General features: G+C 55.6%; 14 protein-coding genes and 1 tRNA gene. 9 read left to right on the forward strand and 6 right to left on the reverse strand.

The features are described 5' to 3' along the window. Positions 1-53 precede the first annotated feature (53 nt). The 4 genes from NBV64_RS10660 to NBV64_RS10675 all read right to left on the reverse strand — a co-directional run bounded on the left by NBV64_RS10660 (position 54) and on the right by NBV64_RS10675 (position 4,683). A complete protein-coding gene (locus NBV64_RS10660; RefSeq protein WP_009457081.1) occupies positions 54-1,022 on the reverse strand; it encodes an ABC transporter substrate-binding protein in 969 nt (322 codons plus the stop codon). Between the two features lie 98 nt (positions 1,023-1,120). Beyond that, positions 1,121-1,882: a class I SAM-dependent methyltransferase gene (locus NBV64_RS10665; protein WP_035271766.1), complete on the reverse strand. Its 762-nt coding sequence runs from the start codon at positions 1,880-1,882 to the stop codon at positions 1,121-1,123. A gap of 186 nt (positions 1,883-2,068) precedes the next feature. Next, positions 2,069-3,241, reverse strand: coding sequence for a beta-ketothiolase BktB (gene bktB / locus NBV64_RS10670; RefSeq protein ID WP_009457084.1), 1,173 nt, complete (start codon positions 3,239-3,241; stop codon positions 2,069-2,071). Positions 3,242-3,501: 260 nt separating this feature from the next. Further along, the gene (locus tag NBV64_RS10675) at positions 3,502-4,683 is read right to left on the reverse strand and encodes an acetyl-CoA C-acyltransferase family protein (protein WP_009457088.1); all 1,182 of its coding nucleotides are present in this window, start codon (positions 4,681-4,683) and stop codon (positions 3,502-3,504) included. Between the two features lie 193 nt (positions 4,684-4,876). Here NBV64_RS10675 and NBV64_RS10680 point away from each other — a divergent pair, with 193 nt between their 5' ends. Further along, a complete protein-coding gene (locus tag NBV64_RS10680; protein ID WP_250755751.1) occupies positions 4,877-5,338 on the forward strand; it encodes a universal stress protein in 462 nt (153 codons plus the stop codon). A 61-nt stretch (positions 5,339-5,399) separates the two neighbouring features. Further along, positions 5,400-6,185 carry an isocitrate lyase/PEP mutase family protein gene (locus tag NBV64_RS10685; RefSeq protein WP_009457092.1) on the forward strand — a complete coding sequence of 262 codons (786 nt, stop codon included), beginning with the start codon at positions 5,400-5,402 and terminating at the stop codon, positions 6,183-6,185. A 69-nt stretch (positions 6,186-6,254) separates the two neighbouring features. Here the strand turns inward: NBV64_RS10685 and NBV64_RS10690 are convergent, their stop codons facing one another. Continuing rightward, positions 6,255-6,395: a hypothetical protein gene (locus NBV64_RS10690; RefSeq protein WP_021446543.1), complete on the reverse strand. Its 141-nt coding sequence runs from the start codon at positions 6,393-6,395 to the stop codon at positions 6,255-6,257. A 287-nt stretch (positions 6,396-6,682) separates the two neighbouring features. Here NBV64_RS10690 and NBV64_RS10695 point away from each other — a divergent pair, with 287 nt between their 5' ends. Beyond that, the gene (locus NBV64_RS10695; RefSeq protein ID WP_009457094.1) at positions 6,683-7,576 is read left to right on the forward strand and encodes a LysR family transcriptional regulator; all 894 of its coding nucleotides are present in this window, start codon (positions 6,683-6,685) and stop codon (positions 7,574-7,576) included. Positions 7,577-7,766: 190 nt separating this feature from the next. Here NBV64_RS10695 and NBV64_RS10700 read toward each other — a convergent pair whose 3' ends face one another. Next, on the reverse strand, positions 7,767-10,034 hold the full coding sequence (locus NBV64_RS10700) for an arginine/lysine/ornithine decarboxylase (RefSeq protein ID WP_021446542.1): 2,268 nt from the start codon (positions 10,032-10,034) through the stop codon (positions 7,767-7,769). Positions 10,035-10,199: 165 nt separating this feature from the next. Between NBV64_RS10700 and NBV64_RS10705 the strand changes: the two genes are divergently transcribed. The 6 genes from NBV64_RS10705 to NBV64_RS10730 all read left to right on the forward strand — a co-directional run bounded on the left by NBV64_RS10705 (position 10,200) and on the right by NBV64_RS10730 (position 15,187). After that, positions 10,200-10,273: transfer RNA gene (locus NBV64_RS10705), tRNA-Cys, on the forward strand. A 564-nt stretch (positions 10,274-10,837) separates the two neighbouring features. Further along, positions 10,838-11,620, forward strand: a complete 783-nt coding sequence (xth, locus tag NBV64_RS10710) for an exodeoxyribonuclease III (RefSeq protein WP_250755753.1) — start codon at positions 10,838-10,840, stop codon at positions 11,618-11,620. Between the two features lie 15 nt (positions 11,621-11,635). After that, positions 11,636-11,965, forward strand: coding sequence for a hotdog family protein (locus NBV64_RS10715; protein WP_009457104.1), 330 nt, complete (start codon positions 11,636-11,638; stop codon positions 11,963-11,965). 37 nt (positions 11,966-12,002) lie between these two features. After that, positions 12,003-12,647, forward strand: coding sequence for a guanylate kinase (gene gmk / locus NBV64_RS10720; RefSeq protein WP_021446541.1), 645 nt, complete (start codon positions 12,003-12,005; stop codon positions 12,645-12,647). Positions 12,648-12,682: 35 nt separating this feature from the next. Beyond that, positions 12,683-12,886, forward strand: a complete 204-nt coding sequence (rpoZ, locus tag NBV64_RS10725; protein WP_003799665.1) for a DNA-directed RNA polymerase subunit omega — start codon at positions 12,683-12,685, stop codon at positions 12,884-12,886. 21 nt (positions 12,887-12,907) lie between these two features. Next, entirely contained in the window at positions 12,908-15,187 is a 2,280-nt protein-coding gene (locus NBV64_RS10730; RefSeq protein WP_009457108.1) for a RelA/SpoT family protein, read from the forward strand. The last annotated feature ends 7 nt before the right edge of the window (positions 15,188-15,194 follow it).

The raw sequence follows: 15,194 nt of genomic DNA on the forward strand, positions 1-15,194 counted from the left end.
AAACAGGCGGGCAGCTTGTGGCAACCCACCTGCAAGAAGCAGTCAAATCAGGCTTATTCGACGATTTTTGTTGCGGACTTCACGAAGTCCTCGTTAAGCGAAACGCCTTGGCGCTTGGCAGCGCCCGGATTGACATACAGTTCCAGATTGCTGCTGGTCTCGGAGGCCATATCACCGGGTTTTTCACCCTTCAGAATACGGATGACCTGTTGACCGGTCTGCAGACCCAGGTTGTAGTAGTTCACGCCCAAAGCCGCGATAGCACCACGGGCCACACTGTCGGTGTCCGAAGCGATCAAAGGCACTTTGGCGTCCACGCCCACTTTTACCAGGGACTCGTAGGCCGACACCACGTTATTGTCGGTATTGGTGTAGATCACATCGACTTTGCCCACCAGGCTACGAGCAGCCGCCCCCACGTCCACGGTACGAGGCGCGGTGGCTTCCACTAGCGTCATGCCATGCTTGGGCAGCAATTCTTTCATTTCTTTAACGACCACGGCGGAGTTGGCTTCGCCAGGGTTGTAAACCATACCCACGCGCTTGGCATCAGGCACGACTTTCTTGATCAGATCAACCTGGGCTTCCAGTGCCAGCGCATCGGACACGCCTGTCACGTTGGTGCCCGACGGTGCCATGCTGGGCACCAGGTGTGCCACCACAGGATCGGTCACGGCCGAATACACCACAGGGATAGTCTTGGTTGCCGACACCACGGCCTGCGCCGAAGGAGTGGAAATGGCCACAATCACGTCAGCCTTGTCACCGACGAATTTACGAGCGATCTGAGCGGCAATCGCCGGATTGCCCTGGGCGGTCTGAAACTGCCATTTGAAGCCGGAGGCTTCGTTATAACCAGCATCGGTCAGCGCTTTGTGTACTCCATCCTTAATGGCGTCCAGAGCCGGATGTTCCACAATCGACGATACCGATACAGATTGCGCATGAACTGCAGCGCCCGACATCAATCCTACACAAGCCAAAGCGGCCGCCACCTGATGCACCGATCTGATCAGTTTCATCCAATACTCCTTAGATGCAAAAAAACGAAAATTTTAGGTGTTTAGTCTAACGCGAACGACAGGACTTTGACCCTTCAGGTAATCCCTGCCCCGCTCCCCTACTGGTCCTGCATCTGGCGACGGAACGAGAGCAGTTCCCTGGCCCAACGTGTAGCCGGCAAACCATAATCGGCCTGCACTTGTTCGGCCCGACTCAGCAGCTCTCCGGCTGTCATCTCCAGCGTGCTGCCTTTGAAGGCCAGAACCACCTGATTGCCCTCGTCCATTTCAGGCAAGAGCAATACTTTGCCATTAAAGGCTTCACGAATGTTGTCAATATTATGTTTGAAGCTGGGATGGGCACCAAAAAGATTCACCGTCATGATGCCTTCATCATCCAGAACCGCGCGGCAATCCTGATAGAACTCCAGACTGTCACGTACTGGGCCTTCGGCATGCGCGTCGTACAAGTCCACCATCAAGGCGCGATACTGACTGTGCTGATCGCTATCCTGTACCCAGACACCGGCGTCAGCCTGATCAATCAGAGACCGTGGACTGCGCGGTAGCCGGAAGAAAGCATTGCACATGCCAATCACCGACGGATTCCACTCCACCGTCTGTACCTGACTGCTGGTCTGCTTCAGGCAGAAACGCAGCAGGGAACCCGCCCCCAGCCCCAGAATAGCCAGTTTGTGCTCGGGTTTGGGGTCTTCCATAAATAGTAGCCAGGCCATCATTTGTTGTGTGTAGGCCAAGACCAATTCAGCGGGCTTGCGAATACGCATGGCGCCTTGAATCCACTCCGTTCCAAAGTGCAGATAACGGATCCCTTCGCTTTCCGACAACGTAGGACTATCGTCCCCCTGCTCACCAGCCATGAAACTCTTCCTTGCAAAGCAGTCAGGCGGCCCGGCTCACACGGGAGCAACGTGGCACCCCACATAATCCTGAACCTGGATATGGCCTGACGACAGAGAAAACAGCGCCGGAAGGCGGCATTGCGCCACTTCCGGCGTTTTTTAGCAAGGCGCCATCATAACAGCGATCACTTGATGGGGAACGGCTCACTGACGTTCGATAATCATGGCTACTCCCTCGCTACCGCCATGACACATGGTGACCAGAGCATACCGCCCCTGGATGCGCTGCAACTCATGCAAGGCCTTGACTACCAGTGCCGCTCCTGTCGCCCCCAAAGGATGCCCCATGCTAATGCTGCCGCCATTTGGATTGACTCGCTCCGGATCAAAATCCAATTCTTTGGCAACGGCGCACACCTGTGCTGCAAACGCCTCATTGGACTCGATCACATCAATATCGGCTACCGTCAGTCCCGCCCGCTTGAGCGCCAAGCGAGTCGATGGCACCGGCCCCATTCCCGCAAATTGAGGATCCACGCCCGCATGCGCCCATGAGCGCAGCTTGCCCAAAGGCTTCAAGCCTTGACGGCGTGCCTGCCCCTCTTCCATCATCAGCACCACCGCCGCCGCATCCGCCAGACCCAAGATATTACCGGCCGTCACCGTCCCCCCGTCGCTCTGGAAAATAGGCTTCAAGGCGGCAAGCTGCTCCAGACTGCCATCATGCCGAACATGCTCATCCTGCTCGAAGATGCTCCCATCGTGGGCCGCCAGCGGGACGATCTGCTCCTTGAAGTACCCATTTTCAATGGCACGAGCCGCTCTACGGTGCGACTCCAGGGCCAACTGATCTTGCTCACAGCGGGACACACCGTATTTTCTGGCGACATTCTCCCCCGTCACCCCCACATGCTCCCGAGTCAGAGGACTGATGAAAATCTCCGACAAGACATCTACCAAGGCCACACTGCCCATGCGACTCCCCCAGCGCTGGCTTGGCGCCAGATAGGGCATTCGACTGGTACTTTCAACACCGCCGGCCAAGGCCACCCGAGCCTCACCCAATACAATCGCTTGCGCTGCCGAAATAATGGCCTGCAAACCGGATGCACATAAACGGTTTACGCTCATCGCGACAGCCTCATGAGCCACTCCCGCTTTCATGGAGGCTGCCCGCGCCATATAGATATCCTGGGGCTCAGTCAGCACCACCTGCCCCATCACCACCTGGTCCACCTCCGAGGCAGCTACTCCACTCCTGCCCAGCGCCTCCTGCATGACTGCCGCCCCCATCTCAATGGGAGGCACATTCCGTAACGAGCCACCAAAGTTACCAAAAGCAGTTCGACAAGCTTGAACCAGGACGACTTCTTGCATATGAATCTCCTTTTATTCCGTTTTATTCCGATGAGAAAAAACAAGGGCTTCATGCTCAGCCACACAAGCCACGCGTTACTTTTAAAACAATTCAATGCAATTGGCTGGATACTTAGGGCCCATTACAAAAACAAACAATCAAGTCGGCGTTTTTATAAGATTTACTTGTATATGCCGAAAAAAAAGCCGGAAAGTGACTCGTAGCACTTCCGGCTTTCCTGCTCTTTAAACGAAGCCTAAAGAGAAATAATCAGCAAGGTTCAAGGGCGCTCGAAAATCGCCGCAATCCCCTGCCCACCACCAATACACATGGTGACCAGCGCGTAACGACCTTGGACACGCTGCAGTTCATGCAAGGCCTTGACTGTAATAGCGGCGCCGGTCGCGCCAATAGGGTGGCCCAGGCTGATACCACTACCATTGGGATTCACACGTGCCGGATCCAGACCCAGTTCACGCACAACTGCGCACGCTTGGGCGGCAAAAGCTTCGTTGGACTCGATCACATCCAGATCCGACACGCTCAAACCGGCGCGCTCCAGTGCCAGACGGCTAGCTGGCACTGGCCCAATACCCATAATGCTGGGATCCACCCCGGCATGCCCCCAGGACACCAGCTTGGCCAAAGGCTTCAGCCCACGCTGGCGAGCTTCTTCCGCGCACATCAGCAAGACAGCGGCTGCACCGTCATTCAGGCCCGAGGCATTACCTGCCGTAACACTGCCGCCGTCAGGCATGAACACAGGTTTCAGGCCGGTAAAGTTTTCCATCGTAGCGTCCAGACGTACGTGCTCGTCCTGATCAAACACGATCTCGCCCTTACGACTTTTCTGGATAATGGGCACGATCTGCTCTTTAAAATAACCTTGCTCGATCGCGCGACGGGCACGCTGGTGCGATTCCAATGCCAGCTCGTCCTGATCGGCTCGGGTCACGCCGTATTGGCGGGCCACATTTTCGGCCGTAATGCCCATATGAACGCGATCAAAAGGATCTGTCAGTGCGCCAGTCATCATGTCCATCATGACCGAGTCCCCCATGCGAGCGCCCCAGCGATGAGCACTGGACATATAAGGCGCACGGCTCATGCTTTCTGCTCCGCCTGCCAAAGCCACCTTGGCATCACCGACCAGAATACCCTGCGCGGCCGACACAATGGCTTGCAGACCAGAACCGCACAAACGGTTGACGTTCATGGCCGGTGTTCCGTGTCCCACGCCCGCCTGCACCGACGCCACACGCGACAAGTACATATCACGTGGTTCGGTCTGAATAACCTGCCCCATCACTACATGCTGAACGTCTGCCGCCGACACGCCACTGCGATCCAGTACTGCGCGCAATACCGTCGCGCCCATCTCGATAGGCGACACGTTCTTCAAAGCACCACCAAAGTCACCAATCGCGGTACGGCATGCCTGGACTACAACCACTTCTTTCATATGAATCTCCCTCAATCCCGGTGGGATATGATGACCAGCATAAAAAAGCCAAGCTGACAAAAACGTCCACTCGAATATACACGGCTGCCATGGAAAACCATAAAGCAGACACAAAGACCGTAATTCGCAGTATGGTTTGATACCTTACCCACAAGACACGTTCTTGATAACCCTTTTTATAGGATCCCCCCTCATGTACGAGCGTATCCTGGTATGTACCGACGGCTCAGAACTGTCCGCCCACGCTGTCACCCATGCCCTGAGTCTGGCCAAGACCAGCGGCGCCAAATTGCTGGCCCTGCGCGTCATTCCGCGCTATCGCCAAAGCTACCTGGAGGGCGGCCCCATTATCGACCAGAAACTCGATAGCCGTATCGAAGCCTCCTGGGTAGAGCACGCCCAATCCGAGCTGGCCGCCGTCAAGCAAGCCGGTAAAGACATTGGTGTCTCGGTCAAGGGCCTGGTGGTGAAGTCCGAACTGGTGGCCGATGCCATTATTTCTACCGCTGAAAAACAGAAAGCTGACCTGATCGTCATGTCCTCGCATGGCCGCAAGGGCTACAAGCGCCTGCTCTTGGGCAGCGAAACCCAGCACGTTCTGACCTACTCGGAAATCCCCGTTCTGGTGATCCGCAAGAAAGCCAAGAAAAAATAAAACGCGGCCAGGCATCAAAACGCAAACTCCGGTTTGCGTTTTTTATTCTCAGGAGTCCCGCATGAACGTCAGCACACAGGAAAAACGACGCCGTTTTCGAGCCTTGCATGAAAGTGGCTTACTGATTTTGCCCAACCCCTGGGACATAGGTGGAGCCAAGCGTCTGGAACGACTGGGTGCACAGGCAATTGCCAGCAGCAGCGCTGCGTTTGCCTGGTCAAAGGGATTGGAAGACTTTGAGGTGGGCCGGGATGCCCTGCTGGCGCATTTGCGAGAGCTGGCGGCCAGCACGAATCTGCCACTGAACGCCGACTTTGAAAATGGCTTTGCCGATGAGCCCGAACAGGTCGCCGAAAACGTCCGCCTGGCCATTGAAACCGGCATTGCAGGCTTATCCATTGAAGATCGCCATGGCGACGAACTGTATGAACTTGAGTTGGCTGTGGCCCGCATACAGGCTGCCAAGCAAGCAATTATCGACAGTGGCGAGGACGTTCTGTTAATAGGACGCAGCGAAGGCCTGCTGATTGACGCGCTGGATCTGGGACAAACCATAACCCGGCTAAAAGCCTTTGCCCAGGCAGGCGCCGATGTGGTCTACGCCCCCGGATTACGCGATCTGGACGATATTGCCCAAGTGGTCCAGGCACTGGCACCTACGCCCGTCAATGTGCTGCTGATTCATCCGGGGCTGAACGTGCCCGATTTGGCCACCATCGGTGTACGCCGTGTCAGCACAGGGTCACAACTGGCTCTGGCCACCTGGAACCGCTTTGAAGAGGCCAGCCTGCAACTGCTGGAGCAAGGGCATCTGCCGGCCACCAAAGCCCATCGCCGCTGGTCCTGATACAAGACAGGCAGGCATAAAAAAAGCGCAAGCTGCAAGGCTTGCGCTTTTTAACCCTTCAGTCAGAACTTAGCTGTCCTGAGCCTGGTCGCTGGACGCGTCCACTTTGGCTTCCTGATCGGTTTCTACGACTGCTTTCTTGGGAGCCACCCAATTCAGGGGCTCAACCTCAAAGGCCTGTTTACGACGTACTGGTTTCGATTTGCTCACGAATAACTCCTGCTCAATATCGACAGGGGGCGCTGCCCTTAGCGCCCCGATTTCTTTATTATATCAATGATTAGACCACAAATCAATTTTGATCATGATATGGGCGCATTATGAATGCAAATTAGGCGACGTTAGAACAAAATAAAGGCAATTCAAAACAAGGCTTTTTCATAGACAATTCAAGCCAAAATAACTGCCCTGAATACGCGACTGCTCACATAGCCCCCCAGGCACCCTTGAAAACTCATTTTTCACCCATTTGAGTACAACAATAAAGAGACAATGGCATGCACGAATCCCGCCCCACCGATCATCTGGATCGCTCCTTGCGCTGTTTTTTACGCATTGCACAATTAGGCTCGGTCAGCAAAGCAGCTGATGATTTGGGACAAAGCCAATCCAGCCTGAGCAAACAATTAAGCTCGCTGGAACAAAGCCTGGGCCAAACCCTGTTTAACCGTACCGGGCGCGGAGTCAGCCTGAATGATGCGGGCGAGCTGCTGCGCCAAGCAATCGAACCCGCCTATAGCCGTATTGATAGCGCTATCCACGCCGTGCGCCAGGAGCACGGCGTCAATTCAGGCACCGTGAGGCTAGCCACCGTCCATACCCTGAGCTACTACTTCATGTCCGATGTCGCTGCCACTTTCATGAGTTCGCATCCCGGCGTGAATTTGTCCTTATTGGGACGCAGTTCGCCCGAAGTAGTGGCTTTAGTGGAAAGTGGTAAAGCCGATGTGGGGTTTGTGTACGACTCGGCGGTGGACTGTGGCGGCTTGATCTCGCACACCTTGTTTGACGACCAAATGTGCCGCATCTCCGCCAAGCAGGAGCCTTTTCCCAGTGCAGATTTAAGCCACCAGGCCTTGCGCCTGATCGGTTTTCCGCCCCATTACGCCCTGCGCCGCATGATTCACAGCAGCGGCCTGCACCCCGAATTTGTGGCGGAGGTCGAAACCATAGATGCCATGTTGCGACTGGTCGCTTCAGGATTGGGGGACTGTATCTTGCCGAGCCGCATTCCCGACAACCTGCTGAACGAGCACAATCTGCATAAATACCCGATTGAGCAACCTGCCCTGCAACGCCGGGTTGTGGCGATCTTGCGGGCAGACCGTGATCCCCAAGCACTGACTTCACGGCTGCTGGAATGTGCCTTGCGCACAGCACAAAGTCTGTAACAAGCCTCTGCAACACGAACCTCTCACAAAGATTCGTGGCAGATAGACAGCCAATAAAAAACGGGCCTGATGACAGACACTTCAAGTCTGGAAGTCTTCCAGAACCCTGAACATCCCTCATCAGGCCCGCTTGCTTCACTGCTCTACCCAAAGGCCGATGCCCTGCCCCGGCCCTGGACAGCAAACTGCCTTACTGTGCCACGCAGTCCACGTAGTACCGCTTCTGACCGGAGGCATCCACCTCTTCCACAAAACCGTGGATATCCGTACCAAAGCCTGGACACTGGCGATGCAGTTCACGCGAGAACTTCAGGAAATCCACAATCGTCTTGTTAAAGGCTTCGCCAGGAATCAGCAGCGGGATACCAGGTGGATAAGGTGTGATCAAGTTGGTGGTCACCCGACCTTCCAGCTGATCAATCTCGACCCGTTCCGTGCGACGCTGCGCAATGCAGGCAAAAGCATCAGCCGGACGCATGACAGGCACTACATCCGACAGGTACATATCGGTCATCAAACGGGCAATGTCATGCTTGGCGTACAACTGGTGCACATGCTGGCACAAATCGCGCAAGCCCATTTCCTCGTAACAAGGATACTGGCGCGCAAACTGCGGCAGAACACGCCAGACAGGCAAGTTGCGGTCGTAATCGTCCTTGAACTGCTGTAGCGCTGTGACCAGAGAGTTCCAGCGGCCTTTGGTAATGCCGATGGTGAACATGATGAAGAAGCTGTACAGGCCAATCTTCTCCACAATCACGCCACGTTGCGCCAGAAACTTGGTCACGATAGAAGCCGGAATGCCGGTTTCACCAAATGTGCCTGTCAGATCCAGGCCGGGGGTAACAATCGTGGCCTTGATCGGATCCAGCATATTGAAGCCATCAGCCAGCGGGCCGAAACCATGCCACTCGCTATGCTCCGCATCGTCCGTAATGATCCAGTCCTCAGGTTTGCCCACACCGTCTTCTGCCAGTGTTGGCGGGCCCCAGACCTTGAACCACCAATCGTCTTCATCAAACTGCGATTCGACCTTGCGCATGGCGCGGCGGAAATCCAGCGCTTCAATAATGCTTTCCTCAACCAGCACACGACCACCGGGTGGCTCCATCATGGCAGCGGCCACGTCGCAAGACGCAATAATCGCGTACTGCGGGCTGGTGCTGGTGTGCATCAGATAGGCTTCATTGAACAAATGACGATCCAGGCTACGGGTGACCGAGTCCTGTGCCAGCACGTGGCTGGCCTGGCTCAAGCCGGCCAGCAGCTTGTGCGTGGACTGGGTGGAGAACACCATGGTTTCCTGCGGGCGCGGACGGTTCTTGCCCATGGCATGGAACTGACCATAGAAAGGATGGAAAGCCGCGTGCGGAATCCAGGCTTCGTCAAAATGCAGCACTTCCACGTAACCATCCACGGCATTCTTGATCACCTGGGTGTCGTAAATAATGCCGTCGTAGGTGGACTGGGTCAGCGTCAGCACACGGGGTTTGACCGTATCGGCATCCAGATGCGAGAGCAAGGGGTGCTTGCGGATCTTCTCACGAATGGTCTCGATATCAAATTCGCTGCGCGCAATCGGGCCAATAATCCCGAAGTGGTTGCGCGTAGGACGCAGAAACACGGGGATAGCCCCCGTCATCACAATGCTGTGCAGGATGGATTTGTGGCAGTTACGGTCCACAACCACCACATCGCCCGGAGCCACGGCATGGTGCCAGACAATCTTGTTGCTGGTGCTGGTGCCGTTGGTTACGAAAAAGCAGTGGTCAGCATTGAAAATACGCGCGGCATTGCGTTCGCTGGCGCCAATGGCCCCGTTGTGATCCAGCAGTTGGCCCAGTTCTTCAACGGCATTGCAGACGTCGGCACGCAGCATGTTTTCACCAAAGAACTGGTGGAAAATCTGCCCGACCGGGCTTTTCAGAAAGGCTACGCCGCCGGAATGACCGGGGCAATGCCATGAATACGAGCCATCCTCGGCGTAATCGAGCAAGGCTTTCAGAAATGGAGGCTTGACGCCTTCCACATAACTGCGCGCTTCACGCACGATGTGGCGCGCCACGAACTCGGGCGTGTCCTCGAACATGTGAATGACGCCTTGCAGCTCGCGCAAGATATCGTTTGGCATATGACGAGCCGTTTTGGTCTCGCCATACACATAGATAGGTACATCGGTATTGCGACGACGCACAGCCCGAATAAAGGCACGTAGATTGACCAGCGCCGGGGCGCTGTCTCCATCTTGCGTGAACTCCTCATCATCGATGGACAAAATAAACGCGCTGGCACGACTTTGCTGCTGGGCAAATTGACTCAGATCGCCATAACTGGTGGTTCCCAACACCTCGAAGCCTTCGGCCTCGATCGCATCTGCTAATACACGAATGCTCAGACCAGACGCATTTTCAGAACGAAAATCCTCATCGATGATCACAATGGGGAATTGATATTGCATGCCATGTCCTTAATACAAGGGAGTGCCGCAGGGGCGGCAAAAAAAGGGAGGGACGTCAGTCGCTTTTGCGCAGCAGATCGTACCGTGTTTCACGTCCCGTCATGTGACACTTGCTTTTCCCTACGTCCTTGGGCATAATTCTACATGTCCCAGGACAAAACAAAAGGCGTGGTGACAGATTGGCTATGTGACGGACTGCAAATCCGTTCAGGTTGGTTCGATTCCAGCACACGCCTCCATCTTGCTTGCATTCAAGACAGACAAAACTGGCCTTCTTTCCGGTTTTGATCACACAGAAAAAGTCGCCATTATGGCGATTTTTTTATTCCCTTTTCCTGCATATCAAATCCTTGTACTACGCGCTGCGGCCAAGCCCTTCCATCGGTTTTGGCCCACCGTTCCAACTTGGCCTGCAATTTAACACAAGCAGGCGCGTGATCTGCGCAAAAAACCCTCTTTTTCGTGCCCTAAAAACATCAATCTGCCCCAAGCGCGCTTTGGGTCTTGCCGCCTGACTTTATGGCTGTTACATGCAGATAGTTTGAGGACAAATTTATTGTCTGAAAATGTCTGTTTTTCACTACGACCTAGAACAAAGCCCAGGCTCATCGGCCATTTTCATCCTGTCGGTGGCGCTGGCTTTAAAACCAGTCCCTGGCTAGCGCTGATATGATGGCGGCATTCGCGCACGCTAAACGCCATCCTGCCCGTTTCCAACACGCTGATGGCCGCCTCTGCACTACCTTTATCGGCAAAGCCCTGTACAAGCGGCTTTCTCTGATTTACCGAGATTGTCTGACACCATGAAACTCACCACCTGGAACGTGAACTCCCTGAACGTCCGTCTTCCCCAAGTTCTGGACTGGCTCAAGGCCAACCCCGTAGACGTGCTGTGTCTGCAAGAGCTCAAACTGCCCGACGAGCGTTTTCCCTTGGAGGCTTTTCAGGAAATGGGTTATCACGCTCACTGGGCGGGTCAGAAAACCTATAACGGCGTGGCCCTGATTTCGCGTGAGCCTGGCGCGGATGTGCAACGCAATCTACCCAACTACGAAGACCCACAACAGCGTTTGCTGGCCGCCACGTACCCCTCGCCTGACGGCCCGGTGCGTGTGATCTGTGCCTACTGCCCCAACGGGCAATCGCTGGAAAGCGAAAAGTACACCTACAAGCTGGAATGGTTTGCCGCCTTGCACGACTGGCTGGAAAAAGAATTGCAGCAGTATCCCCGTCTAGCCATTCTGGGCGACTATAATATTGCCCCAGCCGACCAGGACGTTTACGACCCGGTCAAATGGGGAGTCGATGTTCTGGTATCCCCGCCCGAGCGCGCTGCGTTCGAGCGTTTGCTGGCACTGGGCCTGCACGATGCCTACCGTCTGTTTGAGCAAAGCGGCAGCCCCTTTACCTGGTGGGACTATCGTCGTTTTGCATTCCGTCGCGATGCGGGGCTGCGTATTGATCACGCCTTGTTGTCCGACGCGCTCAAGGCCCGTTGCACGGCCTGCGATATTGACCGCGAGCCGCGCGCCAATGAGCAGCCCTCGGATCACGCTCCCGTTACCGCTACCTTGTCTTTTAGCTGACACACTCTTTTCATTATGCAAATTCAAAGCCAAATCATCGAGCAGACTGACTCGGCCTATGTGCTTGAGATCACCTTGGAAGAGGAGCACAAGGTCTGGGCCTATCTGGCCATCAGCGAGCCTGATCTGGATGCGGTCGCCCATATTGTCCCGCCCGAGCAATTCGAAGCCGGTGGCGATGTGCACGTGATGGCCATTGCCCAGCCCGAAGATGCCCCGCAGGAAGTGGAAGACGTTTTGTTCTCCATGAACCCCAATGACACGGTGGTCTTTCTGTGCGCGGACCAGGCCAGCATCCTGGCCGTTTTGAATGAGTTTGGGCAAACCGACCCAAGCAGCAATTAATTCTTTTATAAAAATCTACTTCTAGAGTCTGCTCTCCATGTCCACGAGCTATCCTGGCACCGTCTTTATGGTTGTCGCCCCCAGCGGGGCGGGTAAATCCAGTCTGGTCAACGCCCTTCTGGCCAACGATTCCAACATCATGCTGTCCATCTCGGCCACCACACGTGCCCCCCGTCCCGGCGAGAGCGACGGCCAGCACTACTTCTTTGTGGACAAAGCGCGTTTTGAAAACATGGTCGCAGAAAACGCCATGCTGGAATGGGCCAAGGTGCATGACAACTACTACGGCACGCCCCGCGAACCCATTCAGAAAGCCCTGAATGCAGGCCGCGATGTGTTGCTGGAAATTGACTGGCAAGGCGCCCGCCTGGCGCGTGAACATTTCCCCGAAGCCGTCGGCATTTTCATTCTGCCGCCCTCCTTGCCCACCTTGCAGGCCCGTTTGCGCAAACGTGGACAAGATAGCGAAGAGATCATCGCCCGCCGCCTCGAGGCGGCCGAGCACGAAATCGCCCATGTTCATGACTGTCAATATGCTATTATCAATGAGGATTTTGATACGGCATTACAGCAGCTATTGAGTATTGTGCAGGCCAGTCGTTTGCGCACTGCCACTCAGTCAGTACGGCATCGCCAACTCTTTCAACAATTAGGCGCAGATGCCCTGCTGAATCAGGGCTGATCTCCTTCTTATTACTTTTTGATAACAGGTCTACTATGGCTCGCATCACTATCGAGGACTGCCTGGAGCAAGTCCCCAATCGCTTTAAGCTCACCTTGGCAGCCGCCTACCGTGCGCGCGAACTGGCTCAAGGCCACGAACCACGCCTGGAAAGCAAGAACAAGCCTACGGTTACCGCCCTGCGAGAAATCGCCTCCGGCGCGACCGGTCTGGAAATGCTGCGCAAAGTTCCTACCTGATAGGCACAGGCGGAGCACGGTATGGCATTTTCTGGTTTACGGGGCGCATCGTCTGGGCTGTTGGCCGTCCTTAAAAAAGGTTCACGGCTAGGTCGTCGCAAGCCTAAAGACAAGAACACCCCGGCACTGGCACAAGCTGCCCAGGAAAGTGCCAGTCCTCCTATTGCCTCACTGGCTCCGCTACACAAGATCATCTCGCAGTACCTGGACCCGAAAGATGTAGAACGGGTACGGGAGGCCTATCGTTTCTCCGATCAGGCCCATCTGGGGCAGTTTCGCGCCAGTGGCGAACCCTATATCTCGCACCCCATTGCCGTCACGGAAATCTGTGCCGGCTGGAAGCTGGATACCGATGCCTTGATGTCGGCCCTGCTGCATGACGTGATCGAAGATCAGGACGTCACCAAGCAGGAACTGGCTGAGAAGTTCGGGACCGATGTGGCCGAGATTGTGGACGGCCTGTCCAAGCTGGAACGCCTGGAGTTTGCTACTAAGACACAGCAACAGGCCGACAGCTTCCGCAAGATGCTGCTGGCCATGTCACGCGACGTGCGCGTGATTCTGATCAAGCTGGCAGACCGTTTGCACAATATGCGCACCCTGGATGCGGTCAAGCCGGAAAAACGCCGCCGCGTCGCCCAGGAAACGCTGGATATTTACGCTCCGATCGCGCATCGCCTGGGCCTGAACGCCCTGTTCCGCGAGCTGCAGGATCGCTGCTTCAAGGCGATCTACCCCAATCGCTACAAGGTGCTGCACAAGGCCTTGCTGGCAGCGCGTGGCAATCGCCGTGAAGTGCTGGGCAAGATCACCGAAGCCGTCAAGATCGCCCTGCCTGCTGCCGGAATTGATGCCGAAATTTCCGGCCGTGAGAAGTCGCTCTACAGTATTTTCTGCAAGATGGTCGAGCAGAAGAAGTCCTTTTCGGACGTGCTGGATATTTATGGCTTTCGCGTCATTGTGCATACCCTGCCCGAGTGCTATTTGTCCTTGGGTACGCTGCACCAGCTGTATCGCCCCGTACCGGGCAAATTCAAGGACTACATTGCCATCCCCAAAGTGAATGGCTACCAGTCCCTGCACACTACCTTGATTGGCCCCTACGGCACCCCTGTCGAGTTCCAGTTCCGCACCCGCGAAATGGACCACGTGGCAGAAGAAGGCGTGGCCTCTCATTGGCTGTACAAAGAAGACGACGTCACCCTGAACGATCTGCAAAAGCGCACACACCGCTGGCTGCAATCCTTGCTGGATATCCAAAGCCAGACAGGCGACTCCACAGAATTCCTGGAACACGTCAAAGTTGACCTGTTCCCCGATGCCGTTTATGTCCATACGCCCAAAGGCAAGATTATTTCCCTGCCTCGTGGTGCGACTCCGGTGGACTTTGCCTACAGCATTCACACCGATATCGGCAATCACGCTGTTGCTTCCAAAATCAATGGCGAGTTTGCCCCGCTGCGCACCGAGCTGAAAAGCGGTGACTCGGTAGAGATCATTACCTCTCCCGCCGCTCGCCCAAGCGCTCAGTGGCTGAACTACGTCCGTTCGGGCCGCGCCCGTTCGGAAATCCGCCATTACCTGCGCACGGTTAAATACGAAGAATCCGTGGCTTTTGGCCGCCGTCTGCTGGATCAAGCCTTTGACCAGCTAAGCCTGCCACATGCCACCGACGACGATCCCAACTGGGACAAACTGGCCAAGGGTTCGGGCGCCGCATCCCGTGAAGAAATTCTGGCCGATATTGGCTTGGGCAAACGTTTGGCGGCCGTCGTGGCGCGCCGCTTTGCTCCAGAAAACCCCTTGCTGGAAACCACTGCGGCCGAGTTTGACGAAATTAACGCCAACACTTCTGCACCGATTCTGATTCACGGTAACGAAGGTCAGGCTGTACAGCTGGCACCGTGCTGTGGCCCCCTGCCCGGTGACGCCATTATTGGCGGCATCCGTCTGGGTCACGGTTTGGTTGTTCATATGGCTGAGTGTGCAGTGGCACAACGCGCCCAGGCCAAAGAGCCCGAACGTTGGGTGCCTGTCATGTGGGACAGCAATACCGCCCGCCACCTGTCCACCCGTCTGGATGTCACTGCAATCAACGAGCGTGGTGTTCTTGGCCGTCTGGCTGCTGAAATTACCGATGCCGACTCCAACATCCTGCATATTTCCATGCCGGACGAATCGGCTGCCACCTCCGTGCTACACCTGACCGTTCAGGTTGATAGCCGTACCCACCTGGCACGCGTGATTCGCGCCATCCGTCACGTACCGCAAGTTCAGAAGATTGTGCGTGTGAAGGGCTAAACCCGCT

Source organism: Alcaligenes sp. DN25 (assembly GCF_023674485.1).
Classification (GTDB): Bacteria; Pseudomonadota; Gammaproteobacteria; order Burkholderiales; family Burkholderiaceae_B; genus Alcaligenes; species Alcaligenes phenolicus.

Coding starts and splice junctions, on each gene's coding strand:
- NBV64_RS10680 (WP_250755751.1), top strand. CDS start 4,877: ATGTACGAGCGTATCCTGGTATGTACCGACGGCTCAGAACTGTCCGCC.
- NBV64_RS10660 (WP_009457081.1), bottom strand. CDS start 1,022: ATGAAACTGATCAGATCGGTGCATCAGGTGGCGGCCGCTTTGGCTTGT.
- NBV64_RS10715 (WP_009457104.1), top strand. CDS start 11,636: ATGCAAATTCAAAGCCAAATCATCGAGCAGACTGACTCGGCCTATGTG.
- gmk (WP_021446541.1), top strand. CDS start 12,003: ATGTCCACGAGCTATCCTGGCACCGTCTTTATGGTTGTCGCCCCCAGC.
- NBV64_RS10730 (WP_009457108.1), top strand. CDS start 12,908: ATGGCATTTTCTGGTTTACGGGGCGCATCGTCTGGGCTGTTGGCCGTC.
- xth (WP_250755753.1), top strand. CDS start 10,838: ATGAAACTCACCACCTGGAACGTGAACTCCCTGAACGTCCGTCTTCCC.
- NBV64_RS10675 (WP_009457088.1), bottom strand. CDS start 4,683: ATGAAAGAAGTGGTTGTAGTCCAGGCATGCCGTACCGCGATTGGTGAC.
- rpoZ (WP_003799665.1), top strand. CDS start 12,683: ATGGCTCGCATCACTATCGAGGACTGCCTGGAGCAAGTCCCCAATCGC.
- NBV64_RS10695 (WP_009457094.1), top strand. CDS start 6,683: ATGCACGAATCCCGCCCCACCGATCATCTGGATCGCTCCTTGCGCTGT.
- bktB (WP_009457084.1), bottom strand. CDS start 3,241: ATGCAAGAAGTCGTCCTGGTTCAAGCTTGTCGAACTGCTTTTGGTAAC.
- NBV64_RS10665 (WP_035271766.1), bottom strand. CDS start 1,882: ATGGCTGGTGAGCAGGGGGACGATAGTCCTACGTTGTCGGAAAGCGAA.
- NBV64_RS10700 (WP_021446542.1), bottom strand. CDS start 10,034: ATGCAATATCAATTCCCCATTGTGATCATCGATGAGGATTTTCGTTCT.
- NBV64_RS10685 (WP_009457092.1), top strand. CDS start 5,400: ATGAACGTCAGCACACAGGAAAAACGACGCCGTTTTCGAGCCTTGCAT.